We start from the raw sequence: 26,353 nt of genomic DNA, 5'->3' as shown, positions 1-26,353 counted from the left end.
GGGACAGAAAATGAGGCCGTTTTTCAAAAAAGAGCCTCATTTTTCCGTATCTCAAATCAGGTTCCCTGTTTGAAAAGCGCCTTCCTCCTGGGTATATCACCATGCATCTATCAGCCAGACGCCGCCGCGCCTGCACACTCGAACAATTTTTAAAATTTCGATTAAACTTCTTGTGAAATGATTGACCCCTATTTCCGCCCGCCTTATAATGAATTTACCAAATCACTGGTCGATACGCAGTTGGATTTTGAGAATTTTGAAAAATGAAAAGGAGTTGTATGTATGAAAAAGCTGTTTCGCACTCTGCTCTGCGGCGCCGTGCTGGCTCTGTCTCTGAGCGTTTCTGCCTTCGCCGCCGAGGGCGACCTGGTCATCAGCCCGGCCCCCACCGCCGTTCCCGAAAAGCAAGGCGACTTCTATGTGATGGTCAATCACGACTACGTTACCTTCACCGACGCTACCCCCAAGATCAAGAACGACCGCTCCTGCCTGCCCTTTGTGGCTGTCTTTGAGCAGCTGGGCTTTGCTGAGAAGGACATGACCTGGGATGGCGATACCTCCACTGTCACCGCCACCAAGGGCGATCTGACCATCTCCCTCACCATCGGCAAGAACCAGATCATTCTGATCCAGGACGGCCAGACCAAGGTCATTGACACCGATGTAGCCCCCTACATTGAGTCCTCTCTCTCCCGCACCTACATCCCCTTCGGTCTGGTAGCCGACGCACTGGGCTACACCGTGGGATGGGACGCCCAGCAGGGCACCGTCATCATTGACGACGTGGATGCCATCATGGCCGCCAACAAAGAGACCTACACTCTGATGGACAAATACTTGGCTTACAGCAAGAGCTTCAGCGAGAAGAACCAGCAGGTTTCCGGCAGCTACACCGCAAACGTTGGCATGAACACGGCTGTCGAAGGTTCTTCCATGGATATGAGCTTTACCGTGGACGGCGATTATAATATGGTGACCGCCGGCGCCAGCGCTCTCCAGTTTAACACCGACATGGTCATGGATATGAGCATGACTGTGGACGGTCAGGACGTTACCTCCTCCATGACCGGCGTTGCTGGCGCTCCCCAGTTCCCCATGGACATCGACTTTGAGATGCGCGGTGACATGGCCGACGGCGTTTTCTACTTCCAGTCCGCCGCCCTGGCCGATCTGATGGGGCAGCCAGACCTGGCCAATGCCTGGTTCAAGATGGACCTGGCCGCCATGTTCGACCAAATGAGCGATATGCTGGGCATGGATTATACCGCCTTGATGGAGCTGTCCATGGCCTCTCTTGACACCAGCTTTGAGGAGTCCCTGACCTCCATGCTGAAGATCATGCCCCTGACCAGCGCCGAGCTTACTACCTCCGACTATCTGGCCTTGATCAACGCCGTATGCGCCGACAGCGCTTTCGAAAAGTCCGGTTCTTCCTATGTGAATACGCTGGAAATGGACGGCGCCGCCATGATCTTCACCCTGTACACCAACGGCTCCAAGATCACCGGCTATGAGATCGAGATGACTGCTCTTGACCCCTCTTTCGGCTCCATGGAGTTGACTGCCACCATGAAGGGCAGCAAGATGCAGATGGGCATGAGCGTCGAGATGAGCCTGGAGGATGCCAGCGACATGACGATGGTCATGACTATGGACGGCACTTACCAGTCCACCAGCGCCAAGCCTGTCACCGCGCCCCCCGCCGGTGCCGTTGTCATCGACCTGAACCAGATGATGGGTGCGCTGCCCGGTCTGGAGTAAGCCATTACCGAGCATTATACAAGTTTTATAGACAATGCGCCAATGCGCCGCCGCCCGAACTGGGCGGCGGCGCGTTCATTTGAAAGAGTAAACCTTGCTTCTCATAAAATAAATGTTAGTTTATGGATGTATTATGGGGCGTTGAGGACGCCGCCCCCTACGCACGGTTTACAATATGGCTTCGTAGGGGGCGGCCTCTGGACGCCCCGCCCGTAGGGCGGCCCCTTGGGGCCGCCGCCAAAATGGCAGCCGTCGGACGGCGGGGGACGATCCCCCCCGTCGGGGGGAAATGGCCTAAGGCCAAAAGGGGGAGGGATAAGCCCCAGCCCTACTAAGCCCTCACCCTACTTGAAACGATAAACTAAAATTTACAATTCAAAACTTAAAAAAGCCCCCTGTCCTTTTACGGACAAGGGGCTGTATATTGGTCACTCCTTCTCCGGGATAGGCATGGGCGCGGTCACTTTGGCCGGGTCGGTGTCGGCATAAGCCTGGGCCAGGGACTCCAGGGTCACCTCCCGCTCCTCCATCAGCGCGGTGACCTGTTCCAGGCTCTTTTCCGCCTTAGTCAGCTGGTCAGCGGCGTGGGAGACGGTGGACTCCACCTGGGAGCGCAGGGCGTCGTACTCCCTTTCCACCCTCTGGATCCACTGCTCCATCTGCCGGCGCAGCTGGCGGGCCTGCCCCTCTGCCTCCTCCTGGATGGCCTGGGCACGGCGGTGGGCCTCCAGTTCTACCCCGGCGGTCCGCTCCTTGACGGCGGCATAGGCGGCGGCGTCCGGCTCCAAGGCGGCGACCCGGGCCTTCAGCTCACTGATCTCCCACCGTGCTGTCTCCAGCTCTTCCGTCTTCTGACTGCACTCCGTCCGGCAGGAGGACAGGGCGATATTGGCTTGCTCCAGCTGGGCGCGCAAGCCCTCGCTCTCCTGACCCAGCCGGTTCAGCCGCTCCTGCCGCTCCGTCAGTTCTGCATTCTGCCGGTCCGCCGTTTCCCGGGCCGCGTCCAGCTGCTGCCGGAGTTCCTCCTGCTGCTTTGCCGCCTCCTGGGCGGTGGTCTCCAGATACGTCAAAACATCCTGGCGGTTGAAGCCGCCGAACATTGCGCTGCGGAAGGGATGATCCATGGGTATGCACCTCTCTGAAAATGCCTGTGGCATCTGATTTTGTCGGATTTTTTAGTATTTTATCACATGCTTCCGCCAATTACAATCTTTTCCCGCAGGATCTCCGAAAACCCCGGTTTTTCCCAGGAAGTTCCCCCAAATTCATTGACGGAAATGCCCCAAAATGATATACTATCTTAGTTTTAATTTGTATTATGATGGATGAGGTGTGCCTTTTATGTGGCTTTCCGATCAATGGAAGGACTATGAGCTGATTGATTGCGGACGGGGAGAAAAGCTGGAGCGCTGGGGAGACCAGCTGCTGGTCCGGCCCGACCCCCAGGCGATTTGGAATACCCCCCGGACCCACCGGGGCTGGAAGGTGAATTCCGGCCGGTACGCCCGCTCCTCCACCGGGGGCGGACAGTGGCGGAACAAGTCCATGCCCGAGCGCTGGACCGTCTCCTACCGGGATCTGACCTTTAACATCAAGCCTATGAATTTCAAGCACACCGGCCTGTTCCCTGAGCAGGCCTCCAACTGGGACTTCGCCCGGGATCAGATCAAAAACGCGGGCCGCCCCGTCAGCGTGCTGAATCTGTTTGCCTATACCGGCGGGGCCACGGTGGCCTGCGCCGCCGCGGGGGCCTCCGTGTGCCATGTGGACGCGGCAAGAGGCATGGTCCAGTGGGCCCGGGAAAACGCCAAGTCCTCCGGGTTAGAGGACGCCCCCATCCGCTGGATTGTGGATGACTGCGCCAAATTTGTGGAGCGGGAGATCCGCCGGGGCCGGAAGTACGACGCCATTATCATGGACCCCCCCTCCTACGGCCGGGGACCCACCGGCGAGGTGTGGAAGCTGGAGGAGAACCTTTATCCCTTTGTGGAGCTGGTCTCCGGCGTGTTGTCCGACGATCCCCTGTTTATCATTCTCAACTCCTACACCACCGGTCTGGCCCCCAGCGTGGTCACCTATATTTTGGAAACTCTGATCTCCAAACGATTCGGCGGGCACACCGTCAGCGACGAACTGGGCCTACCCGTCACCGAGAGCGGTCTGGCCCTCCCCTGTGGAGCCACAGGCCGCTGGACCCGGACATGATCTTTTATGAAATCAGAGGTCGGGCGTCCTCTTTTCTTCATAATCCATGGGCTACCAATCAGAAAGGATGATAGCAGTGAGCAATTACTACGCGGAAAGCCTCAATTCCCAGAAGCTCTTCCAGGTGTACGACACTGCCCTTCCCCGCATCAAGCAGTACTTCGAGGCCGAGATCGACTTTGTCCGGCAGCACCTCACGGGAACGGAGCGGGTGCTGGAGCTGGGCGCCGGCTACGGACGCATCGTCCGGGAGCTGGCCCCCAACTGCGCCGAGATCGTGGGCATGGACATCTCCGAGGACAGCGTAAAGCTGGGTACGGAATATCTGAAGGACTTCCCCAATGCCAGCATGGTGGCCATGGACGTCCACCAGATGGCCTTTGACCGGCCCTTCGACGTGATCCTGTGCCTGCAGAACGGCCTGTCCGCCATGCGGGCCGACGACCAGGTGATCGCCAAGATCCTGGACGTCCTGGCTCCCGGCGGCACCGCCTACTTCAGCACCTACAGCGCTAGATTCTGGGACCACCGCATCGCCTGGTTCCAGGAGCAGGCCGACAAGGGCCTGCTGGGCGAACTGGACATGGAGCAGACCAAGGACGGCGTCATCATCTGCAAGGACGGCTTCCGGGCCACCACCCAGACGCCCGAGGACTACGATGCCATCGGCCGGAAGTTCGGCTACCCCTACGAAGTGACCGAAGTGGATGGGTCCAGCTTGTATCTGGTCATCCACAAGCCCGCGCGGTAACAACATTGTCTCCCCGCCGGGGTGCGGCGCCCGACTTCTGATTTTTCACTGAATCGAAACAATATGAGGGAAACTGATATGAGCAACGAGATCATCCAGACACAGGACCTCCATTTCTCTTACACCACAGTTGAGGGGACGGCCCCCACCGTCCTCAACGGCGTGGACATTGCCATTGAGGAGGGGGCCTTTGTGGCTATTCTGGGCCACAACGGCAGCGGCAAGTCCACCCTGGCCAAGCATATGAACGCCATTCTGCTGCCCTCCGGCGGCACGGTATATGTGGACGGCATGGACACCGCCGAGGAAGAAAAGCTGCTGAACATCCGCCGCACCGTAGGCATGGTGTTCCAAAACCCCGACAACCAGATCGTGGCCAACGTGGTGGAGGAAGACGTGGCCTTCGCCCCGGAGAATCTGGGCGTTCCCCCTGCGGAGATCCGCCAGCGGGTGGACGACGCGCTGAAGGCCGTGGGCATGTACGAGTTCCGGGAGCACGCCCCTCACCTTCTGTCCGGCGGCCAGAAGCAGCGCATCGCCATCGCCGGCGTCATTGCCATGCAGCCCCGGTGCATCGTCCTGGACGAGCCCACCGCCATGCTGGACCCCATCGGCCGCTTCGACGTACTGCGTACCATCAAGACTCTGAACCGGGAGCGCGGCGTCACCGTGGTCCTTATCACCCACCACATGGACGAGGCCGCCCAGGCCGACCGGCTCATCGTCATGGCCAAGGGCAAGGTGGTGGCCGACGGCGCCCCCAAGGAGGTCTTTTCCCGGGTGGAGGAGCTGAAGGCCGTAGGCCTCACTGTTCCCCACACTACCCAACTGCTGTGGGAGCTGCGCCAGGAAGGCTGCGACGTGCCCCTGGACGCCCTCAGCGACGAGGAGTGCGCCCACGCTCTGTATACCCTGCTGAAGCAATAAGGCACCCCATTCTCCTATTCTTCGGGTATGACCCTCTGCGGCATACACCATTTTGAACAAGGACGGTCTGCAATGGAAGCGATCATTGAAACCAAACAGCTCTCCCACATTTATTCCGCCGGCACCCCCTTCGAGCGGGGGGCCCTGCTGGACGTGGACTTCACCGCCTACAAGGGCGAGTATCTGGGCATCATCGGCCACACCGGCTCAGGCAAGTCCACGTTGATCCAGCACCTCAACGGCCTGCTTAAGCCCACCTCCGGCCAGGTACTGTTCCAAGGACAGGACATCTGGTCCGACCCCAAGCTGACCCGCCTCACCCGGTTCCAGGTGGGGCTGGTGTTCCAGTACCCCGAGTACCAGCTCTTTGAGGAGACCGTATATAAGGACATCGCCTTCGGCCCCCGGAACATGGGGTTGGACGAAAAGGAAATCGACCGCCGGGTCCGGGAAGCCGCCTATTTCGTGGGTCTCCGGGACGACCAGCTGGACAATTCCCCCTTCGAGCTGTCCGGCGGCCAGAAGCGCCGGGTGGCCATCGCCGGCGTCATCGCCATGGAGCCCAAGGTACTGATCCTGGACGAGCCCACCGCCGGTCTGGACCCGGTGGGGGTGGAGTCCATTCTGGGCAACATCCGGGACTATCACCAGGTCCACAACGCCACCATCATCCTGGTCTCCCACTCCATGGAGGAGGTGGCCCGGACGGTGGACCGTCTGGTGGTAGTCAACGACGGCCGCATTCCCTTCCGGGGCACCCCCCGTGAGGTATTCCAGCACGGGGACGAGCTGGAGCGGATGGGGCTGGGCGTCCCCCAGATGACCCGGGTGTTCCACCGCCTGCGGGCCATGGGGGTGGACATCGACCCCTCGGTATACACCATTGACCAGGCCAAGGCGGTCATCCTCTCGAAATTGGGAAAGGGGGCGGTGTAAATGGCGCTGAAAGACATCACCCTGGGCCAGTATTTCCCGGGAAATTCCATGGTCCACCGGCTGGACCCCCGTACCAAGATCATCGCCGTGGTGCTGTATATTGTAGCCCTGTTCCTGGCCAAATATTTCCTCACCTACGCCATCATGTTCGGCGTGCTGGCTCTGGCCATCGCCATCTCCAAGGTTCCGCTGAAGTCCATTCTCCACGGGCTGAAGCCGGTGCTCTTCATCGCCATCTTTACGGCGGTGCTCAACCTGTTCTACACCCCCGGCACCCATGTGCTAGTGAAGCTTTGGATCTTTACCCTCACCCTTGAGGGCGTGTTCCAGGCCTTCTTTATGGTGATCCGCATCATGATGCTCATCGCCGGCACCTTCCTGCTGACCTACACCACCTCCCCCATCCTGCTCACCGACGGACTGGAATCCTTGCTGAACCCCTTGAAAAAGATCAAGGTCCCCGTCCATGAGCTGGCTATGATGATGTCCATCGCCCTGCGGTTCATCCCCACCCTGATTGAGGAGACCGACAAGATCATGTCCGCTCAGCGGGCCCGGGGCGCTGATTTTGAAAGCGGCAATCTGATCCAGCGGGCCAAGGCTCTGATCCCTCTGCTGGTGCCCCTGTTCATCTCCGCCTTCCGCCGGGCCGACGAGCTGGCGGTGGCCATGGAGTGCCGCTGCTACCATGGCGGCGAGGGACGCACCCGCCTGCGGCAGCTGAAGTACCGGGGGATCGACTATCTGACCCTGGTCTTCTTCCTGGTCGTGACTGCGGCGGTGGGAGTTCTGGCTCATTTCGGTCTCTGAGGTGCCCCATGGAACGGAACATTGCCTTAAAATTGATGTATAACGGCTCGGCCTACCACGGCTGGCAGGTGCAGAAAAATGCCGTCTCCGTGGCGGAGACTCTGGAAAAGGCCCTGTCCACCGTGGTATGTCATCCGGTGAAATGTACCGGCGCCGGCCGCACCGACGCCGGGGTCCACGCAGAGACCTACATCGCCAATTTCCGCACCACCTCCACCATCCCCTGCGACCGCATTCCCCTGGCCGTCAATACCCGTCTGCCCAACGACGTGGTGGTGGTCAAGGCCACCCAGGTGCCCATGGAGTTCAACGCCATCGGCTCCTGCCACAAAAAGGAGTACACCTACCGCATCTACAACTCCCGGCTGGGCAACCCCTTCTATGTGGACCGGGCGTGGTTCTATCCCAAACACCTGGATGAGACGGTGATGCAGCGGGCGGCAGACCAGTTCGTGGGCACCCACGATTTCCGGGCCGTCCGCTCCGTGGGCACTGAGACCCGCACCACTGTGCGCACCGTCTATTATTTCGACGTATCCCGTCAGGGAGATCTGATAGAGTGTAAGGTGTGCGCCAACGGCTTTTTGTACAACATGGTCCGGGCCATGGTGGGCACCATCGTCTATGCCGCCGAGGGCAAGCTGGCCCCGGAGGATATCCCCGCCATCCTGGAATCCGGCAACCGGACCCTGGCCGGACCCACAGTTCCCCCCGGAGGACTGTATATGACCCGGCTGTGGTATAACGAGGATGTGCTGTAAATTTTAGTCCTTTTGTTCAATAAATTTTAGTTTATCGTTTTATGTAGGGTGAGGGCTTGGTAGGGCGGGGCGTCCAGAGGACGCCCCCTACAAAGTCATATTGTAAACCGTGCGTAGGGGGCGGCGTCCCCGACGCCCCATAATACATCCATAAACTAAAATTTATTTCACAAAAAATCTTGCGTTTTTTCAAATCCTCCCACAGAGGTATCCCATATGAGCAACGAAACTTCGGCCAAAAAGCCGAAAAAACCGAATATCTTTTTCCGCCTGCTGGCGCTGCTGGTGACGGCGGCCCTGGTCCTTGGTGCGTTGACCCTGGTGGTCTACCGGGACCGGTTCAATCTGGACGCGTTGAAGCGCTGGCTGTCCTACCGGAACCTGGAGACAGGCGAAACCGGCGAAGCCGCCCCCTTTACCCATGCCGGCGGCGACAAGCTGTCGGTGGCCTATCTGGAAAACGGCATTCTCCTGTCCTCCGCCGCCGGAGCCCACTACTACTCCTTTTCCGGGGAGCAGTACGCCGAGGAGGTGCTGGCCATGGAGAATCCCGTCATGTCCGCCTCCGCCAAAACGGGGGTGGTATACGATGCGGGAGGCCAGTCCCTGTTCCTGTTCCGGGGCACTGAGGAAGTCTTTGACCTGACTCTGGAGGGCGAGGCGGATCTGCTATCCGCCCGGGTCAACGACAGCGGCTGGCTGGCGGTCACCGCCCAGCAGAGCGGCTACAAGGGGGCCGTCACCGTCTATGACAGCCACGGGGAAAAGGTCATCCAGGTCAGCCTGTCCTCCACCTTTGTGGTGGACGCCGCACTCTCCCCTGACTGCAAGACCGTGGCTGTGGTCACCATGGACCAGTCCAACGGCTCCTTCCGCAGCCGGGTTCTCCTCTACCCCGTCAATCAGAAGGAGCCAAAGGCCACGCTGGAGCTGGGCAGCTGCGCGGTTTTGGACCTTGACTATGAGAATGGCGCCCTGTGGGTTTTGGGAGAGGACCGCTTGCTGGTAGCCGACCCGGATACCGGCGCTCTCCAGACCTATTCCTTCGGCCGTTCCTATCTGAAGGGCTGCAGCTTCGGGGGAGACGGCTTTGCCCTGCTGCTCCTGGGCCGCTACCGGGCGGGCTCCGCCACCCAGGCTCTGACCATCCTGCCCGACGGCACGGAGGAGGCTGCTTTGGACCTGTCCGGTCAGGTTCTCTCCTTCGACTCCGCAGGTAATTACTGCGCCCTGCTGACGGGAAGCGAGCTCACCATCCGCACCCGGGACCTGACGCCCTATGCGGTCCTGGCCGACACCCAGGGGGCGCGGCACACCGCCCTGTCCCCCAACGGCTCCGCCCTGCTGGCCGACGCCCAGCAGGCCTGGCTCTATATCCCTGATTGACCTACCCCTACGCGATTTGGAGGCACTCTATGACATACACTTACCTGGCATTTGACATCGTCATCGCCGCGCTGCTGCTTCTGGCCCTCTGGCGGGGGTATCGGCGTGGCTTCATTCTGACCCTGTGCGGTTTCCTGGCTATCTTCGTGGCCTTCATCGGAGCTAGCGTGGTATCTAACGTGCTGGCGGAACCGGCGGCCCGCTCCATTCGCCCCATCGTGGAGCACCACATCCAGCGGGTATTGGACGAACAGGCCTCTGAAGCCCTCTCCTCCGCCGGCCAGACGGCGGAACACGTCACCCTCCCTCTCCAGGAAGCTCTGGACATGCTGAAAGACACCAAGCTGTACAGGGGCTTCGCCGACGCCGTTCAGAAATCGGTGAACGACGGCATGGTGGCCGCCACCGCCAACGCCGCCCGGATCATTGCCGACTATATTGCCAGGCAGCTGGCCCAGATGGTCCTGTTTCTGATTTCCTTCCTGCTGATCCTGATCCTGTGGTTCTTCATCAGTCACGCCCTGGATCTGGCCTTCCGCCTGCCTGTCCTGTCCACCCTGAACCGGTGGAGCGGCGCCGTCTTGGGCCTGCTCCGGGGCGGGCTGCTCCTGTTCATCGCCTGCTGGCTGCTGAAAGGGAGTTTTCTCCCCCAAGACGCTATCCAGAACAGCTACCTGCTGAACTTTTTCTGCACTGCCAGTCCCATGACCCTTCTCTCCTAAAAATTCACAGTTCCAATTCATGACCAGTTCATAATTGGGGTGTATCATCTTCCCAAAATGGAATTCTCCCGGAAAGGAGCGTAAGCTTATGCAGCCTACCATGTGCAGCCGCTGCGGAAAGAATGTGGCTGTCATCTTTATTACCAAGCTTGAAAACGGCGTCTCGAAAAACGAGGGGTTGTGTCTGAAATGTGCCAGAGAATTGGGCATCAAGCCCATTGATGATATGATGAAGAAAATGGGCATCACGGACGAGGACCTGGACAACCTGACCAACGAAATGATGTCCGCCTTCGGCGGCGCCGAAGGCATGGAGGGGCTGATGAACCAGCCCGGCGGCGACGGCGACGAAGAGGATGACGGCCGCACCGCCACCTTCCCCTTCCTGAATCAGCTGTTCGGCGGGGGCAACACCCCCGCGCCCCAGCAGCCCTCCTCCGGCGACGGGGCCACGCCGCCCCGGTCGGAGAAAAACGGCTCCTCCAAGCAGCCCAAACGTAAATTTCTGGACAGCTACTGCATCTCCCTGACCCGAAAGGCCAAGGAGGGCAAGCTGGATAAGCTGGTTGGCCGGGACCGCGAGGTGCTGCGGGTCATCCAGATCCTGAACCGCCGCCAGAAAAACAATCCCTGTCTGATTGGCGAGCCCGGCGTGGGCAAGACCGCTATCGCCGAGGGCCTGGCCCAGAAGATCGCCTTGGGCGAGGTGCCCTACAAGCTGCTGGACAAGGAGGTCTATCTGCTGGATCTGACCGCCCTGGTGGCGGGCACCCAGTTCCGCGGCCAGTTTGAGAGCCGGATGAAGGGCCTCATTGAGGAGATCCGGAAGCTGGGCAACATCATCCTGGTCATCGACGAGGTCCACAACATCGTGGGAGCCGGCGACGCCGAGGGCTCCATGAACGCCGCCAACATCCTAAAGCCCGCCCTCAGCCGGGGCGAGCTCCAGGTCATCGGCGCTACCACCCTGAACGAATACCGCAAGCACATTGAAAAGGACACCGCTCTGGAGCGGCGGTTCCAGCCCGTCATCGTGGAGGAGCCCTCCATTGAGGACAGCGTGAAGATCCTGGAGGGCATCGCCCCCTATTACGAGGCCTACCATCAGGTGACCATTTCCCAGGAGATGTGCCGCCAGGCCGTGGTCATGAGCGAGCGATATATCACCGACCGCTACCTCCCGGACAAGGCCATCGACCTCATTGATGAGGCCTGCTCCAACGTGAATCTGAATAACAAGTACCTGGCCCGTCTGGCCGAGGTGAAGAAGGAGCTAGCCGATCTGGCCAAGGAGAAAGAAGTCATGATGGCCGCCGCCACCGACGAGTCCTATCAGCGGCTGGCCTCGATCCGGAGCATGGAGCTGCGGCTGGAGGCGGAACAACAGGGCCTTGAGGAGAAGGAACAACCTGCTCTGACCCAGGAGCATCTGGCCAACGTCATCGAGCTGTGGACCAACATCCCTGCCAGCCGCATCCAGGAGCAGGAGTTCCAGCGGCTGGCCCAGCTGGAGGACCGCCTGAAGAGCCACATCATCGGCCAGGACGAGGCCGTGGCCGCCGTGGCTGCCGCCGTCCGCCGTGGCCGGGTGGGCATCTCTCCCAAGCACAAACCTGTTTCTTTCATTTTTGTGGGCTCCACCGGCGTGGGCAAGACCGAGCTGGTGAAGCAGCTGGCCGCCGACCTGTTCGACACCCCCGAGTCCCTCATCCGCCTAGATATGTCCGAGTTCATGGAAAAGCACGCCGTCTCCCGGATCATCGGCTCTCCCCCGGGCTATGTGGGCTATGACGAGGCAGGCCAGCTGACCGAAAAGATCCGCCGGAAGCCCTACTCCGTGGTCCTCTTCGACGAGATTGAAAAGGCCCACCCCGATGTGCTGAACATTCTGCTCCAGATCCTGGACGACGGCCGGATTACCGACGCCCATGGCCGGACGGTGAACTTTGAGAACACCGTTATTGTCATGACCACCAACGCCGGCAGCAACACCAAGGTTGGCTCCGTGGGCTTTGGCCGCACCGCCAATGAACAGGGAAAGGACCGGGCCCTGAAAGCCCTCAACGATTTCCTCCGCCCCGAGTTCATCAACCGTGTGGATGAACTCGTCTACTTCAACCAGCTTACTGAGGACAACTTCAAGGGTATTGCTGTTCTGATGCTGAAGGAACTGGCCGGGGCGCTGGCCGACAAGGGCATCGCTTTCTCTTGGGACGACTCCCTGCTGGAATATCTGGTGAAAAAGTCCTATTCCGCCGCCTACGGCGCCCGGAACCTGCGCCGGCTCATCCAAAAGGAGCTGGAGGACTCCATTGCCGTCCGGCTCATCGAGGGCTATGCCCACCCCATCTCCCAGCTGAAGGCTATCGCTCAGGAGGATAAGATTCAGCTGCTGGCGATGTAACTGTTTTGATATGGAATCCGGCGGCACTGATGTGCCGCCGGATTTTTTATGTATAAGCATAAATTTTAGTTTATGGATGTATTATGGGGCGTCGGGGACGCCGCCCCCTACGCACGGTTTACAATATGGCATCGTAGGGGGCGGCCTCTGGACGCCCGCCTGTAGGGCGGCCCCTTGGGGCCGCCGCCAAAATGGCAGCCGTCGGACGGCGGGGGACGATTCCCCCCGTCGGGGGGAAATGGCCGAAGGCCAAAAGGGGGAGGGATAAGCCCCCGCCCTACATGAAACGATAAACTAAAATTTATTCCTTCCTAAAAAGGGCGGCCCCATTCTGGGGCCGCCCCTTCCACAAATTCAGAGTTTTAGCCGCTGTTTTTGCCCCTTATAGGTGACGTAAAGGGTCTTGTCCTTAAAATACTTCAGCGGGTCAACCCGGCTCCCGTTCACTCGAACCTCAAAGTGGAGGTGGTTGCCAGTGGAGGAGCCGGTGGTACCCACCTCCCCCAGCTTCTGGCCCTGCTTGACGGTCTGGCCCTCCTTGACGCTCCGCACGCTCATATGGGCGTAAAGAGTGCTGGTGCCGTCGCTGTGGGACACCACCACATAGTTGCCGTAGGAGCCCTTCTTCACCGAAGTGACCACCACGCCACTTTTTGCGGCCAGGATAGGCGTCCCCTTGGGTGCGGGGATGTCGATACCGGTGTGGTTATTGGCCTTTCCGGTGATGGGGTGGATACGGCTTCCGTACAGGGAGGACAGGGTGTTATAGTTGGTCAGGGGCCAGAGGAAGCCCGATTCACTGGGCACATTTTTGATCTGAGCCGCCAGTTCTTTCTCTTTCTTCTTGATCTCCGCGTCCGCGGCGGCGGCGGCGGCCTTCAGGTTGGCCTCGATGGCCTCCAGCTGGTCCTCCTTGGCGCTGATCTCGCCGATCAGCTTGTCCACCTCGGCCTCCTGGGATTTCAGCTCTTGCCGGGCCGTCACCTGGGCCTGTTTGGCGGTCTCCTGCTCGGCCTTGGCCGTCTCCAGTTCCGCTTTCTCCTCCTCGATCTGCTTTTGGAGGGCCAGCAGGTTCTCCATGATGCCGTTGTCGTACTCGATAAACTCCTCGATCATCATGAAGTTGTCCAGCAGATCGGAAAAGTCGCTGGAGTCAAACAGAATGGACCAATAAGAGGTCTGGCCATCCTCCTCCATCACCCGGACTCGCCGGCAGAACAGCTCATACTGCTCCTGACGCTTCTCCTCGTTTTCCGCCAGCTCCGTCTCTTTCTGGCCGATCAACTCGCTGTACTTGGTGATCTGAGCGTTCAGGTTACTGATCTCATTCTGGATGACGTCGATCTGCTCCTCCAGCAGTTCCTTCTTTCCTAATGCGTCATTTTTATCCGCCCGGACGGATTTCAGCTGATTCTGAATGTCCTTCTTCTGCTGGTTCAGCTGATTGGCGTCCGATTTCAGGGCGTCGATCTCCTGCTGGGTAACGGCGCCGGACTCCATCACCACAGTGGGACCCGACAGCGGAATCACCAGCGCCAGAGCCAGCACCAGGGTCAGAACCCGCCGCACCCTATTTTGTCTTTCTTTCATTTGCATACCTCTTGGTCGTCGTCATCGGATCACGATATTGGCTACGATGGGCAGCAGCAGGGCAATGACCATCACCCCAGCCAAAACCGCCATCATAATGCGCTGTCTTTTCTGACGTTTCATGCGCTCGTCCCTCCTTTTATACCTGAAGGAATTTCCGGATGGCCAGCAGGGAGCCGCCCACGCCGATCAGGGCGCCCGTCCCGCAGAAGGTGGCCAGGATGTTCCTCACCATGGAACGGTAACTGATCATGGTCACCAGGGACAAGCCGTTGCCCTGGATGATCAGCTTGCCTACCAGCTGGTACAACCCCCACTGGGCGAAGAACGCCACCAGAGCCCCGGTAAGGCCTAAGATCATGCCCTCTACCACGAAGGGCCACTGGATAAAGGCGTTGGTGGCGCCGCACATCTTCATGATGGCGATCTCCTCCCGCCGGTAGAAGGTGGCAAGCTTGATGGTATTGGCGATGATGAACAAGGAGACCACCGCCAAAATGGCGATGAGGACCAGGGCTACGCCGGTGGCGATGTTGCGGACCAGAACGAAACCCTGGGCGATCTCCACAGCCGCCCGCACGTTAGCCACGCCGGTCACCTGCCGCACCGCCTCCGAAGTCTCTTTCAGCCGCTCAATATCTTCGACATGGATGCGGTAGCGGTCCCGCAGTACCTCTGCGGGGAGAGAATCCAACAGATCGTTGCTCTCACGGCCCTCCAAAAAATCGTCCAGCGCCTCCTGCCGGGTGACGAAGGTCACTTGGGACACATTGGGCACAGCCTCAATTTTGGACTGTAAGGCTCTGGCCTGCTCCTCGGTGTAATCCTCTTCTATGTAAGCCAGGAATTCATTTTCCGCCTCCAGATCCCCCAGCATGTGGTCCAGGTTTACCGCCAGCAGGCTGAACGATCCCATGATCAGCAGACAGGCCACGATCATACACACAGCGGCAAAGGACATAAAGCCATGTGTAAAAATGGAGTGGAATCCCTCGCTGATATAATATCCCGCGTCAAACTTTCTCGCCATTGTAGTACCCACCTGTCTCGTCGCTGATGATCCGTCCGTTCTGGATGGCTACCACCCGCTTGGTAAATTTGTTGACCAGTTCCTCCTCGTGGGTGACCACCAAGACGGTGGTGCCCAGCTCGTTGATGCGCTCCAACAGCATCATAATTTCCAAGGACCGCTGGGGGTCCAGGTTGCCCGTAGGCTCGTCGGCGATGATCATGCTGGGGTTGTTGACCAGCGCCCGGGCAATCGCCACGCGCTGCTGCTCGCCGCCGGAGAGCTGGCCGGGATAGCGGTCCGCCTTCTGGTCCAGACCCACCAGCTGGAGCACATAAGGGATGCGACGGCGCAGCTCCCGGTTGGAGGCTCCGATGGCCCGCATGACGAAGGCCAGGTTCTCGTACACTGTTTTCTTTTCGATGAGCCGAAAGTCCTGGAAGATAATGCCCAGGGTCCGACGCATATAGGGGATCTGCCTGGGGGCAATGTTGTTCAGATTGTAGCCGTTGACCATCAGCCGCCCCTCAGTGGCGGCGATCTCGCCGGTGATCAGCTTGATAACGGTGGATTTGCCTGAGCCGGAAGGGCCCACTAAAAAGACAAATTCCCCGTCGTCGATCCGCATATTGACCCCTTTCAGGGCCTTGGTACCGTTGTCGTACTCTTTATATACATCAATGAGCCGTATCATGTGCTCCTCCGAATTATGTTCTCTTTTAATCAGACGTTTTTTCCCGGGAAATGTTGCGGCGAAAAGCCGGTTTGAATCAAGTTTATCACAGTTCCTGCGTTATGTAAATGACAATTTATCCGGCGCTCCGTTTTCTCTTGTCAATTTTGCAGCACCGTCTCTCCCTTACAATTTGTAATTATTTTGTTTCTTTTGTAACTATTTTGTAATTATTTCCTCCGCAAATTCTCCGCTCCCACAGAGGAGCCAAGTCTGAAATTCTCCGTTTCGCTCAAAAAAACACGCCGCCCATACAATCATGGACGGCGTGTAGCAAACCAAGGTTCAGGATTCGATTCCCCGGGAAATCAGATACTTCTTGACCATCAGAGCCACCTTGAAGGTAATGGCATCGTCAAACTCCCGCAGGTCAAGTCCGGTCAGCTTCTTGATCTTCTCCAGCCGGTACACCAAAGTATTCCGGTGGACAAAGAGCTTACGGGCGGTCTCGGACACATTCAGGTTATTTTCAAAGAACTTGTTGATGGTGAGCAGGGTCTCCTGATCCAGAGCGTCAATGGGGTTCTTCTTAAAGACCTCCTGGAGGAACATCTGGCACAGGATGGTGGGCAGCTGATAGATCAGACGGCCGATACCCAGATTCTCATAGTTGATGACGGTCTTCTCCGTCTCAAACACCTTGCCCACGTCGATGGCCACGCCGGCCTCCTTATAGGCCCGGGCCAGGTCCCGGATATGGTTGACCACGGTGCCGATGCCGATGACCACCTTGATCCCCAGCTCCTGGGTGACGGCAGTGGAGATCTGCTTGGCAATTTTCTGCAGTTCCTTGGCGTCCGCGCCCTCGGGCAGCTGCTTGATCAAAGCCACGTCGGTTTCGTTGATGGAGATGACGAAGTCCGTCTGCTTATCGGGGAACAGGTTCTGGATAACGTCGATGGTGGTCACGTCGGCAGGACCCAGCTGGCGCACCAGGAAGGCGGCCCGGGGAGCCTCAGACACGAAATGGAGCTCCTTGGCCTGGGTATAGATATCTCCCAGAAGGATATTATCGGAAATGATATTCTTAACAAAAGTAGCTTTGTCGTGCTTCTCCTCATAGTAGGTCTTGGCTCCGTTGAAGGCCACCACGGCCATGGCGCACAGGGACGAGGCCATATCGTCCTCACCCTTGACGAAGGCGGCATAGTCAAACTGGGCCCCCCAGCCAGCCAGAGGCTTGAAGGTCTTTCCCTCAAAATAAGCAGTTCCGTTATCCGCGGCGTTGACCGCGGCCACGGCGCCGGACCAGTGCTCTCCAATGCAGGTCAACTCGCTGCAAGCCACCACGATCCCGTCAGAATCAATGACACCCACCATACGGCTGACGCTTTCCTTCATCTGAAGGACGACTCCTTGGAACATCCTGCTTGACACGTCCATCCCTCCTAATACACTTTTAAACGCTGTGTCTATTATAACGGCTTCTCCCCCCCTTTGGCAAGGGGTTTTCGCTAATTTTTTGTGGAAAACGCCCAAACTCTCACTGTGCGCCCACAGCCCTTTTTAAAGCCTCAAGCTCCTCCGGCGCCAGCATTCTCCACTCGCCGGCTTCCAGCTCCCGGTCCAGCTCCAACGGCCCCATGGACAGCCGTTTCAGCGCCAGGACCGGCTTGCCCCGGGCCGCCAGCATCCGCTTGACCTGGTGGTATTTTCCCTCCCGCAGGGTGACCAGACAAGAGGAACCGTCGCCCAACGGCTCCAGACCGGCGGGCAGACAGTGCAGGCCGTCCCCCAGCACCATGCCCGCCCCAAGTGCAGCCGTATCGGAGGCGTCCACTCTGCCCTCCACCCGGGCCAGATACACCTTGTCCACATGCTTTTTGGGGGAGAGAAGCTCATGGGCCAGGGAGCCGTCGTCGGTGAGCAGGAGCAGTCCGGTGGTATCCTTGTCCAGCCGCCCCACCGGGAACAGGCCCCGGCGGCGCAGATGCTGAGGCAGCAGGTCCAGCACCGTCTTCTGGTTTTTGTCCTCAGTGGCGGACAGCAGCCCCGCCGGCTTATTCATCATGACATAGACGAAGGGGGCGCAGTCCACCGTCTCTCCATCCACCTGGATCCGGTCCGTCATGGGGTCATATTTTTCCTCCGGTCTACGGACCGGGACGCCCTCCGCCAGGACCCGGCCCTGGCGGACCAGATCCTTCACCTCTTTCCGGGACCAGAGTCCGGTGGAGGACAGCAGCTTGTCCAGTCGTTCCCGCGCCATATGGGATGCCTCCTTGTGGGGATGGATTCTCCGTTTTCCCGGCAGCCGCCGGAAAACTTCTCTTCATAAATCATTCCGCCGGCGCATACCTTGAAGGGAAAACAGCCGACGGAAGGAGAAATGTGCTGTGTTGATCATAACCGCGAAAGTCCCCCGGCGGAAGCTGGCTCTGGGGGTAGCCCTGGCCTCGCTGGCCTGCTGCTGTGCCCTGGCGCTGAATCTGAACGGCACCGCCGCCCGGGAGACGGCCGCTTCCGCCGCCCCCGACGCCAAGGGGGTCCGCTCCAATGCAGACCGGGTAGAGTACCTGCGCGCTTACGGCTGGGAGGTGGCGGAGGAGCCTGTCGCCACCCAGGAGCTGCTCATCCCCGAGGAGATGGACGAGAGCTACGACGAATATCTGGCACTTCAAAAGGAGCAGGGCTTTGATCTGGAGAAATACGCAGGCAAGCGGGCCAAGCGGTACACCTACGAGATCATCAACTACCCCACCGGGGAGGCCGGCGTTCAGGCCAATTTGCTCATCTACAAAAACACCGTCATCGCAGGCGAGGTCCTCTCGCCACAACTGGACGGCTTTCTCCACGGTCTGACCAAACCCTGAAGGCCCCGGGGGCTGGGCGTCAGGCAGGCGCGCAGAGGGCAAAAGCCTCCCCGCCGCCCAAACGCTCCCGTCTCCAAGGGCCTTCCCCTTTACTTCTCCAGGATGTGGACGTTCAGGTGGTCGTAGGTCATCTCTACCCCGTGGCGGGCAAAGGACTCCCGGACCCCCTCCTGAATGGCGAAATAGACCGGCCAATAGTCGGCGGAGGCGGTCCAGGCCCGGACCGTATACTGGATGCTGCTGGTCTGGTACTCGGTCAGCCAGATCTCTGGAGCCGGATCGGCCATGATCTGGGGAATGCCGTCCAGTACCTCCCGGATAGCCCCTTTCACCGCGGCGGTGGGCGCCTCATAGGAGGCGGTAAAGCTCAGATCCACCCGGCGCTTGCCCAGGGCGGTGTAATTGACCACCTTGGCGGCGGACAGCTGGCTATTGGGAACAAAGATTTCCTTGTTGTCCACGGTGACGAAGGTGGTATAGGACAGATCCACGGCGGAGACGGTGCCGCTGACGCCGTCGGCCTCCACATAGTCCCCCACCTGGAAGGGCTTGGCCACCAGCAGCATAATTCCGCCGGCCAGATTGGAAAGGGTGTTCTGGAGGGCCAGGGAGACGGCCAGACCGGCCACGCTCAACAGGGCGATGATGGAGGTGGTCTCCACACCCAAAGACCCCAGCACCATCAGCACCAGCAGGAACCACAGCAGCACCTTGGCCACGGAACGGATATAGACCCGCAGGGAGGCCAGCGCCTTGGACCGCTCCAGCATCCGGTCCACCATCTTCAGCAGGATACGGACCACAATGATCCCCACCAGCACCAGGACCACGATCCGCAGCACGCCCGCCAGAGTCAGGGCGCTGGGGTCCAGCTTGATCTCGGCGCTTTCTAAAACTTCCTGTACGTTCAATGATATTCCCCGTTTCTTTACAATTTTGTTCAAAAAATATAACGCCACATATTATATCAGGTTCTGTTCCGCGGCGCAAGGGCCGGGGGATGGAACAAAAACAGGAGCGGCCCAGCCGCTCCTGTTTTCGTATTTACCGGCTCTTCTCCGCATGCTCCTTCAAACAGCGGAAGGTCTCCGGGCTGATGTGGTGTTCGATCTTACAGGCGTCCTCCGCCGCTGTCTCCGGGGACACTCCCAGCCGGATCAGCCAGTCGGTGAGCAATTGATGCCGCTCGTAGATCTCCCGCGCCACCAGCTCTCCGGCCTGGGTCAGCTCCAGACGGCCATCCTGCTCCATGGTGATATAGCCGCCGGAGCGCAGAATAGCCACAGCCCGGCTGATGGAGGGCTTGGAAAAGCCCAGGTACTGGGCCACGTCGATGGAACGGACGCTGCCCTTCCGCTCCTTGAGCACCAGGATAGCCTCCAAATAGTCCTCGCCTGATTGGTGCAGGGCCATCGCCTCCGCCCCCTTTCCCAAAATCGCTCCAGACAGAGCAAGCAGAACAGCCGGCCAGCGCCTTCAGGGCCGGCCGGCTGTTGTACACGATGGGCCGCCGCGGCTCAGTAGTTCATCTGCTTGCGGCGGGACAGGTTCATGGTGCCGTCCTGCATCTGGTCCAGGCTGTCCAGGCTCTTGCCGGTGCCAAAGGCCACGCAGGAGATGGCGTCGTCGGCCACATGGGTCTCGATGCCGGTATGGGACTCGATCAGCTTGTCGAAGCCCCAGACCAGAGAGCCGCCGCCGGTCATCACGATGCCGTTTGTGGAGATGTCGGCCACCAGCTCGGGGGGCGTACGCTCCAGAACGGCGTGGATGGCCTCCAGGATTCGGCTGGATACCTCTTCGAAAGCCTCGATCATCTCGCTGGAGGAGACGGAGAACACACGGGGCAGTCCGGTCATCAGGCAGCGGCCCTTGATCTCCATGGTGACCTCCTCGGGCCGGGGGAAGACGCAGCCGATGGTCTTCTTCAGCTCCTCGGCAGTGCGGTCGCCGATGAGGACGTTGTGCTTGCGGCGGATATACTTGACCACCGCCTCGTCGAACTTGTCGCCGGCGGTCTTGATGGAGGCGGACTCCACCACGCCGCCCAGAGAGATGACGGCGATGTCGGCAGTACCGCCGCCGATATCCACCACCATATGGCCGTCGGGCTTGGTGATGTCGATGCCGGCGCCGATGGCGGCAGCCACAGGCTCCTCGATCAGGTAGGCCCGGCGGGCACCCGCCTGAATACCGGCATCCACCACGGCGCGCTCCTCCACCTCGGTGATGCCGGAGGGGACGCAGATCAGCAGACGGGGCTTGAAGAGGGAGAAGGTGGTGACCTTCTTGATAAATTCCTTCAGCATCCGCTCTGTCATATCGTAGTCAGAGATGACGCCGTCTCGGAGGGGACGCATGGCCACGATGTTGCCGGGGGTACGGCCCAGCATGGCCTCGGCCTCAGTGCCCACCTTCAGCAGCTTGCCGGTGTTCTTGTCCATGGCCACCACGGAGGGCTCGCGCAGCACCACGCCCTTGCCCTTGATATATACCAAAACAGAAGCGGTACCCAGGTCGATACCGATATCTTTACTGAACAGACTCATATTGCATGCTCCACCTTATATTTTAATTTTGACGGTTAGTATAACCGCTTTCAAAACGTCTCATTGACTGATTGGCATTATGTAATATTATAGCCGTTCATGTCCCGCTTTTCAACCGTTTTTTCCTTAATTTTTCCCCTCTTCTCCGGTCCCGCGGGCCTGGGCCAGGGTGGCGCACCAGATCCGGTCCGCCCCGCCCATCAGCAGGACCTTGGCGCATTCCCCCAGGGTGGCCCCAGTGGTCACCACGTCGTCCACCAGGAGCAGCCGCCGGCCCGCCACCTCCGCTCCCGGCAGCAGGGCATAGGCCCCTTGGACATTAGCCCGCCGCTTCCGCGGGTCTGTCAGATCCGACTGTGCTTTGGTATGCTTGAGCTTCTTCAAGGTGGGGATCACCGGCAGGCCCATCGCCGCGCCTGCCGCCCGGGCCATCAGTTCCGCCTGGTCAAAGCCCCGCTCCCGCAGGCGGCGGTCGCTCAGCGGAGCCCAGGTCAACGCGTCGGGCCGCTGGGGCAGGTGATCCTGGGCGCACTGAGCCGCCAGCAGACCGAAGGGTCTGCCGCAGGCCCGGACCCGGGCGAACTTGTAGCGCCGGACCGCCTCGGGCACCCGGTCCCGGTAGGCCAGTGCCGAGAAGCAGCCGTCGGCAAAATCCACCTTCCGCTCCGCCTCCCGGCCAAGCAGCCAGGGCAGTCTGGTCTGGCACTCCGGGCACAGCGGCGCTTCCGGGTCCTCCAGGATCGTTTGACAGAAGGGGCACTTGACCGGAAAGAGCAGGCCCAAGGCCCCGGTCAACAGCTTCATTTCAGATCATCCTCGGTAATGGGCCCGTGTTCTTTCTCGAACTCCCGGACACATTTTTGGATCAGATAGAGGATCTGTCCGCTCATGGAACGCCCCTCATAAGCTGCAATATGCTGAAATTTATCGTGCAGACTCTCATCCATGCGGATACTCAAATGCTTGCGGCCGCTCATATGCCTCGCCCCGCTTTCTTTCAGATAGACAAAGCATAACCTCATGCCGCTATTTTCAGTTCAATATTAGTGCATTTTTACGGCTTGAAATTGATTCTGTCTGATGGTCCTATTGCCTATCAGAACAAAAAAGGCCGCCCACAAGCGGCCTTTTCGCTTCAAAGTTTTCTCGGAATCAGAAGTCACCGGTGTTTCCCCCGAGGTTGAACACCCTTCCTAAACTCTAGATGGAGCTATATCATTTCTCTCCCATCCTGGGACACGGCATAGGCTTATTTTCAAAAAACTGCATTTTATCCGTCTGCCCGCAAGGCTGCGTCCCTTCCATATGCTCCCTGAGCTGCGTCAACAGGCCCCGGCAGCCGTCATTGACATCCCGCCAGGTGGCTTCAAAGTCCCGGGTATACCACGGGTCGGCCACCTCGCCGGGGCGGTCAGTGTACTCCATCAGGAGATGCAGCTTGTCCCCACGGCCGCCGCAGATGTGGTACATGCTGCGGAGATTGGCCTGATCCATACCGATCAGGAGGTCGTAATGGCCGTAGTCGCTGTTCTTCAGCTGGCGGGCGGTCTTGCCCGAACAGTCGATCCCATGGGCGGCCAGCAGCCGGCGGACCTGAGGGTAGACCGGGTTGCCGATCTCCTCGGTGCTGGTGGCAGCAGATTCGATTTGGAACAACCCCTCCATCCCCGCCTTCTTCACCATATCTTTCATAACATACTCGGCCATAGGGCTTCTGCAAATGTTGCCGTGGCAAACGAAAAGTATCTTTTTCATCGTTTTTCAACCTCAAATATACCAATTTATACAACTTTATACCTGATTATGCGCGATACTTTTGGATGGTTTGCACATCCCCGATCACCGCAATTTTGCTTCATTTGGTATCGTTTGGTATGGATTTTCCATCGAGTGTCGTAAAAGTGTCGTAAATTCGAAAGAGTTTACGACACCCTTTTTTGGTGCGGCAGACGAACATTCTCCTGTGGCAGAGAACCGATCTCCAGCATCTCATTTTGGGCATCTTCGTAGCCGATATGGGTGTAAGTATTCAGCGTGACTCCGATGTCGCTGTGTCCCATAATGTACTGCAGCGTCTTGGGATTCATGCCGGATTTCGCCATATTGGAGCAGAAGGTGTGTCTGCACACATGGGGCGTGATTTTGGGCATTTGCACCCTGTAAATGCTGTTATACTTGTCGCAAATGTGCTGAAAGTACTTCTCCCAATGCAGTGCCACCATGGGCATCCCATTCTTGTCCAGATAGAGGAAACGGCTTTTTCCGCCGATGAAGGGCTCTTTTTTCTGCTTCTTTCGGTTTGCAATAATGGTCGCAAAGCAGTCCCGCACCTCCGGTGTCATGGGCACCATTCGGGTGCCGCAGCTGGTCTTTGTGGGCTCAATGACATACTTCATATCCCGTGTGCGCTGCAGCTGATGATCGACAATAATTCGGTTGTTTTCGAAGTCAATGTCGTCAACTGTCAGCCCAACGAACTCCGAAATGCGAAGTCCCGTCTTGAAGAGAATGAAGATCCCCTCATAGTATTTGCAGAAATGGGGATCATTTTTGACGAACTCCAGAAAGGCCCGTTCCTGCTGACGGCTGATGGCCTCTCTGGTCACGCTGTCGTTGACCACCACCGTATTCAGCTGAAAATCGAAAGGGTTCCTCAGCAGCAGGTCATTCTCCACCGCCATCTGGAAGGCCGGTCGCACTACGCCGCGAATGGAGTGGATACTGCTGTAGCCCCGTCCGTCCTCCTGCAGCTTGATGAGCCATGCTTTGGCATCATAGGTCTTGATCTTGTCGATTCTCCTCTGCCCGAAGGGCTCCTTCTTGAGGATGTTCACCACAAAGTTGTAGTTGGCCTGCGTGTTGTGACGCACACCTTTTTTCAAACTGAGGTATCGCTGCACAAGTTCCAGCACCGTCAGATCTCCGCCGCCGGGGATAAGATTGCTGTTCAGCTCCTTCTGGATCAGCTGTTCCTTTTCTCTGAGAGAAAGATCGTTCCGCCTGCCTTTTGGCATCGTATCGGATGGCGTCAGCTTCCAACTGTAAACTGTTTTCCGCTTTCCACAAGCATCCTGATACTTGTATTCATATTTACCATCTTTGCGCTGGCTCTCTCCGTTCCAGAGTTTCCGACCTTTGTGGTCTTTTCTTGTTTCGGACATATCGTCTCCTTTCTTGGAATACGGTAACCGTCGAAAAGAGCCGGGCTATGATAAATTAACTATACCATATGCCCGGCGCATTTTCCACCGTGGGTTTTAGACGGCAGTCATATATTCATCCAGATACTGCTCGAAAAGTCTGCGCTTGATCTGGGGCCGAGTGCCGTTCCAGAGAATGTAGTTGGCACCGGGATTTTCTTCAATGAGCTTTCTCATCTTCTTATCACCGATGCGGAAGTATCTGGCGGCTTCCTGCACGCTGAGGGTGTACTTTCTCCAAACGGGGATCTCGCAGCAGTCAAAATTCTGTTCCTGCATCATAGGCAATTACCTCCTTGCTATCTGTCCTTATCACCTGAAGGGCGAACCGGCAACGGAAACCGGAAACTGCCTCCCACAAACCGCGGTTCTGCCCCTTGTTACGTGTCTTCATCGTCTTTGCTTTTCTCATCATTTTTCGTTTCTTTCGTTTCCAGAGAGGGAATAGGATTTGAAAATCGGCCTTTTCTTCGGAAACAACATCGGCAACAGATCGGATGCAGAGCCGGAAACCATGCACCGTTCTCAAAACGGGATCTCCTCCTGCCGGCATTCATCTTCCGTCAACTCATGAAAACCGGTGACGGAGTCTGTACCCGTTTCCGGTATCTTGTTTCCGCGCATCCAGCCCCGCTGCTTTCCGTACTTGCGGTAGCTTCTGGGATTGGGGTAAGGTGTCCAGCCCGTCACGGACTGATTCATGATTTCATTGATCTCCCGGATCTCCCACGCCTTCGGCTCGTCAAAGCGGCCCAAAGCTTCGTGATGGAGCAGTTTGGAACAGACCATGTTTCCATCAAAGTCATCCAGAAACGCCTGTATCACGCCCATCTTGGTGTCCTCCGGCATGAACTGCTTTTGCAGCTGCACCAACTGCGTATCCATGTCCTTTGTCAGCTTCAGCTGCACCTTGCCTTGCCGGTAAATGGTCATGGCTTCCGCCCACAGCTGATCCATATACTGCCGGGATGCTGCTTCATCTTCCAGAATGTGAACCTCTGCCTGTTCGGGATGTACCATCACCGGCAGGAAGCGGCGGTTGCCGCTGCGGTCAAGGGGAAGAAAGTCCAGTGCGTTGGAAGTACCGCCGAACACACATTGCCGCAGCCTGTCCTCCGGCTCCGTAGCGTAGGGAACTTTGTAGGTCTCCTTCTGGCGGCTTAGAAAGGATTTGATATCCTCGATGCTCTTGGCGTTTGCGGTTGCGATCATCTCCGACATTTCGATGATCCAGTGCCCCTGCATTTTGCGAAACACATTCTCATCGTCGATGCGCTTGAGATCATCGGAGAACCACTCATCCCTGCAGGCCAGCAAACGGAAGAAGGAGGACTTGCCCACGCCCTGTCCGCCCACCAGGCAGAGCATCAGCTCAAATTTGCAGCCCGGTCGGAACACCCGGCTGACGGCTCCCATGAGAAATAGCCGCATGACCTCGTGGGTGTATTCGCTGATCTCCGCGCCGAGGAAGTGATGCAGTACATAGGGGATGCGCGGTCTGCCGTCCCATTGCAGACTGTTCAGATAGTCGCGGATCGGGTGGTACTGATTCTGGTGCGCCGCCACCGTCAGTGCCTTGCGGATGCGATTTTCGTTGTTCAGCCCATACCGGTTTTCCAAATACAGCATGAGGTAATTGAAGTCCGTATCGTTCATGGCGGACGCCGTCCGATCCCACCAAAGGGGCTTACAGATGTCGATGCGCCCGGTGAGAATGTTGTAGCCGATGGCTCCATGCAGCACCGGGTCACAGGCAAAGACTGTGTATACATTCTGCATGGTGTTTTTTACCTGCC

The 26,353-nt window shown here is 58.4% G+C and carries 26 protein-coding genes; 11 read left to right on the top strand and 15 right to left on the bottom strand.

Annotated features, from left to right (window positions below):
- Positions 1 to 282: 282 nt before the first annotated feature.
- Positions 283 to 1,761: a copper amine oxidase N-terminal domain-containing protein gene (locus I6E39_RS01900; RefSeq protein WP_235379612.1), complete on the top strand. Its 1,479-nt coding sequence runs from the start codon at positions 283 to 285 to the stop codon at positions 1,759 to 1,761.
- 428 nt (positions 1,762 to 2,189) lie between these two features.
- Here I6E39_RS01900 and I6E39_RS01895 read toward each other — a convergent pair whose 3' ends face one another.
- Positions 2,190 to 2,885 carry a hypothetical protein gene (locus I6E39_RS01895; protein ID WP_235379611.1) on the bottom strand — a complete coding sequence of 232 codons (696 nt, stop codon included), beginning with the start codon at positions 2,883 to 2,885 and terminating at the stop codon, positions 2,190 to 2,192.
- Between the two features lie 217 nt (positions 2,886 to 3,102).
- Between I6E39_RS01895 and I6E39_RS01890 the strand changes: the two genes are divergently transcribed.
- From I6E39_RS01890 to I6E39_RS01850, 9 genes are all read left to right on the top strand, one after another.
- On the top strand, positions 3,103 to 3,966 hold the full coding sequence (locus tag I6E39_RS01890; RefSeq protein WP_235379610.1) for a class I SAM-dependent methyltransferase: 864 nt from the start codon (positions 3,103 to 3,105) through the stop codon (positions 3,964 to 3,966).
- 76 nt (positions 3,967 to 4,042) lie between these two features.
- A complete protein-coding gene (locus tag I6E39_RS01885) occupies positions 4,043 to 4,717 on the top strand; it encodes a class I SAM-dependent methyltransferase (RefSeq protein ID WP_235379609.1) in 675 nt (224 codons plus the stop codon).
- 78 nt (positions 4,718 to 4,795) lie between these two features.
- Positions 4,796 to 5,644, top strand: coding sequence for an energy-coupling factor transporter ATPase (locus I6E39_RS01880; RefSeq protein WP_235379608.1), 849 nt, complete (start codon positions 4,796 to 4,798; stop codon positions 5,642 to 5,644).
- A 72-nt stretch (positions 5,645 to 5,716) separates the two neighbouring features.
- Entirely contained in the window at positions 5,717 to 6,580 is an 864-nt protein-coding gene (locus I6E39_RS01875; protein ID WP_235379607.1) for an energy-coupling factor transporter ATPase, read from the top strand.
- Complete coding sequence (locus I6E39_RS01870; protein WP_235379606.1) at positions 6,581 to 7,390, top strand: energy-coupling factor transporter transmembrane component T family protein; 810 nt, start codon at positions 6,581 to 6,583, stop codon at positions 7,388 to 7,390.
- 8 nt (positions 7,391 to 7,398) lie between these two features.
- Positions 7,399 to 8,151, top strand: coding sequence for a tRNA pseudouridine(38-40) synthase TruA (truA, locus tag I6E39_RS01865; protein ID WP_235379605.1), 753 nt, complete (start codon positions 7,399 to 7,401; stop codon positions 8,149 to 8,151).
- Between the two features lie 216 nt (positions 8,152 to 8,367).
- On the top strand, positions 8,368 to 9,537 hold the full coding sequence (locus I6E39_RS01860; protein ID WP_235379604.1) for a DUF5711 family protein: 1,170 nt from the start codon (positions 8,368 to 8,370) through the stop codon (positions 9,535 to 9,537).
- A gap of 29 nt (positions 9,538 to 9,566) precedes the next feature.
- Positions 9,567 to 10,259 carry a CvpA family protein gene (locus I6E39_RS01855; RefSeq protein ID WP_235379603.1) on the top strand — a complete coding sequence of 231 codons (693 nt, stop codon included), beginning with the start codon at positions 9,567 to 9,569 and terminating at the stop codon, positions 10,257 to 10,259.
- Positions 10,260 to 10,347: 88 nt separating this feature from the next.
- Positions 10,348 to 12,663, top strand: a complete 2,316-nt coding sequence (locus I6E39_RS01850; protein ID WP_235379602.1) for an ATP-dependent Clp protease ATP-binding subunit — start codon at positions 10,348 to 10,350, stop codon at positions 12,661 to 12,663.
- A 354-nt stretch (positions 12,664 to 13,017) separates the two neighbouring features.
- On the opposite strand, the gene I6E39_RS01845 is transcribed toward I6E39_RS01850, so the two are convergent.
- The 5 genes from I6E39_RS01845 to I6E39_RS01825 form a co-directional block, all read right to left on the bottom strand.
- Positions 13,018 to 14,253, bottom strand: coding sequence for a murein hydrolase activator EnvC family protein (locus tag I6E39_RS01845; RefSeq protein ID WP_235379601.1), 1,236 nt, complete (start codon positions 14,251 to 14,253; stop codon positions 13,018 to 13,020).
- Between the two features lie 139 nt (positions 14,254 to 14,392).
- Complete coding sequence (ftsX, locus tag I6E39_RS01840; protein WP_235379600.1) at positions 14,393 to 15,283, bottom strand: permease-like cell division protein FtsX; 891 nt, start codon at positions 15,281 to 15,283, stop codon at positions 14,393 to 14,395.
- Positions 15,267 to 15,956, bottom strand: coding sequence for a cell division ATP-binding protein FtsE (ftsE, locus tag I6E39_RS01835; RefSeq protein WP_235379599.1), 690 nt, complete (start codon positions 15,954 to 15,956; stop codon positions 15,267 to 15,269). The genes ftsX and ftsE overlap by 17 nt, the downstream gene beginning before the upstream one ends.
- A 324-nt stretch (positions 15,957 to 16,280) precedes the next feature.
- Positions 16,281 to 17,372 carry a PucR family transcriptional regulator gene (locus tag I6E39_RS01830; protein WP_235379598.1) on the bottom strand — a complete coding sequence of 364 codons (1,092 nt, stop codon included), beginning with the start codon at positions 17,370 to 17,372 and terminating at the stop codon, positions 16,281 to 16,283.
- 106 nt (positions 17,373 to 17,478) lie between these two features.
- Positions 17,479 to 18,204 (bottom strand): pseudouridine synthase, encoded by a 726-nt coding sequence (locus tag I6E39_RS01825; protein WP_235379597.1) that lies wholly within the window; start codon positions 18,202 to 18,204, stop codon positions 17,479 to 17,481.
- A gap of 127 nt (positions 18,205 to 18,331) precedes the next feature.
- Between I6E39_RS01825 and I6E39_RS01820 the strand changes: the two genes are divergently transcribed.
- Positions 18,332 to 18,808, top strand: a complete 477-nt coding sequence (locus tag I6E39_RS01820) for a DUF4830 domain-containing protein (protein WP_235379596.1) — start codon at positions 18,332 to 18,334, stop codon at positions 18,806 to 18,808.
- Between the two features lie 89 nt (positions 18,809 to 18,897).
- Here the strand turns inward: I6E39_RS01820 and I6E39_RS01815 are convergent, their stop codons facing one another.
- The 9 genes from I6E39_RS01815 to I6E39_RS01775 form a co-directional block, all read right to left on the bottom strand.
- Complete coding sequence (locus I6E39_RS01815; RefSeq protein WP_235379595.1) at positions 18,898 to 19,719, bottom strand: mechanosensitive ion channel family protein; 822 nt, start codon at positions 19,717 to 19,719, stop codon at positions 18,898 to 18,900.
- A gap of 133 nt (positions 19,720 to 19,852) precedes the next feature.
- Positions 19,853 to 20,221: a metal-dependent transcriptional regulator gene (locus I6E39_RS01810; protein ID WP_235379594.1), complete on the bottom strand. Its 369-nt coding sequence runs from the start codon at positions 20,219 to 20,221 to the stop codon at positions 19,853 to 19,855.
- 104 nt (positions 20,222 to 20,325) lie between these two features.
- Complete coding sequence (gene mreB / locus I6E39_RS01805; RefSeq protein WP_164475071.1) at positions 20,326 to 21,357, bottom strand: rod shape-determining protein; 1,032 nt, start codon at positions 21,355 to 21,357, stop codon at positions 20,326 to 20,328.
- A 126-nt stretch (positions 21,358 to 21,483) separates the two neighbouring features.
- Positions 21,484 to 22,161, bottom strand: coding sequence for a ComF family protein (locus tag I6E39_RS01800; RefSeq protein ID WP_235379593.1), 678 nt, complete (start codon positions 22,159 to 22,161; stop codon positions 21,484 to 21,486).
- 411 nt (positions 22,162 to 22,572) lie between these two features.
- Positions 22,573 to 23,112 (bottom strand): low molecular weight protein-tyrosine-phosphatase, encoded by a 540-nt coding sequence (locus I6E39_RS01795; RefSeq protein ID WP_235379592.1) that lies wholly within the window; start codon positions 23,110 to 23,112, stop codon positions 22,573 to 22,575.
- A 167-nt stretch (positions 23,113 to 23,279) separates the two neighbouring features.
- Positions 23,280 to 24,518, bottom strand: a complete 1,239-nt coding sequence (locus I6E39_RS01790; RefSeq protein WP_235379591.1) for a site-specific integrase — start codon at positions 24,516 to 24,518, stop codon at positions 23,280 to 23,282.
- A 96-nt stretch (positions 24,519 to 24,614) separates the two neighbouring features.
- Complete coding sequence (locus tag I6E39_RS01785) at positions 24,615 to 24,839, bottom strand: excisionase (RefSeq protein WP_235379590.1); 225 nt, start codon at positions 24,837 to 24,839, stop codon at positions 24,615 to 24,617.
- Positions 24,817 to 25,086 (bottom strand): hypothetical protein, encoded by a 270-nt coding sequence (locus I6E39_RS01780; protein ID WP_235379589.1) that lies wholly within the window; start codon positions 25,084 to 25,086, stop codon positions 24,817 to 24,819. Before I6E39_RS01780 ends, I6E39_RS01785 begins: the two co-directional genes overlap by 23 nt.
- Complete coding sequence (locus I6E39_RS01775) at positions 25,083 to 26,336, bottom strand: virulence-associated E family protein (RefSeq protein ID WP_338127104.1); 1,254 nt, start codon at positions 26,334 to 26,336, stop codon at positions 25,083 to 25,085. Before I6E39_RS01775 ends, I6E39_RS01780 begins: the two co-directional genes overlap by 4 nt.
- Positions 26,337 to 26,353 lie beyond the last annotated feature (17 nt).

This window comes from Pseudoflavonifractor phocaeensis (assembly GCF_021531375.1).
GTDB lineage: Bacteria > Bacillota > Clostridia > Oscillospirales > Oscillospiraceae > Lawsonibacter > Lawsonibacter phocaeensis_B.
This window is presented reverse-complemented; position numbering and strand designations above follow the sequence as displayed.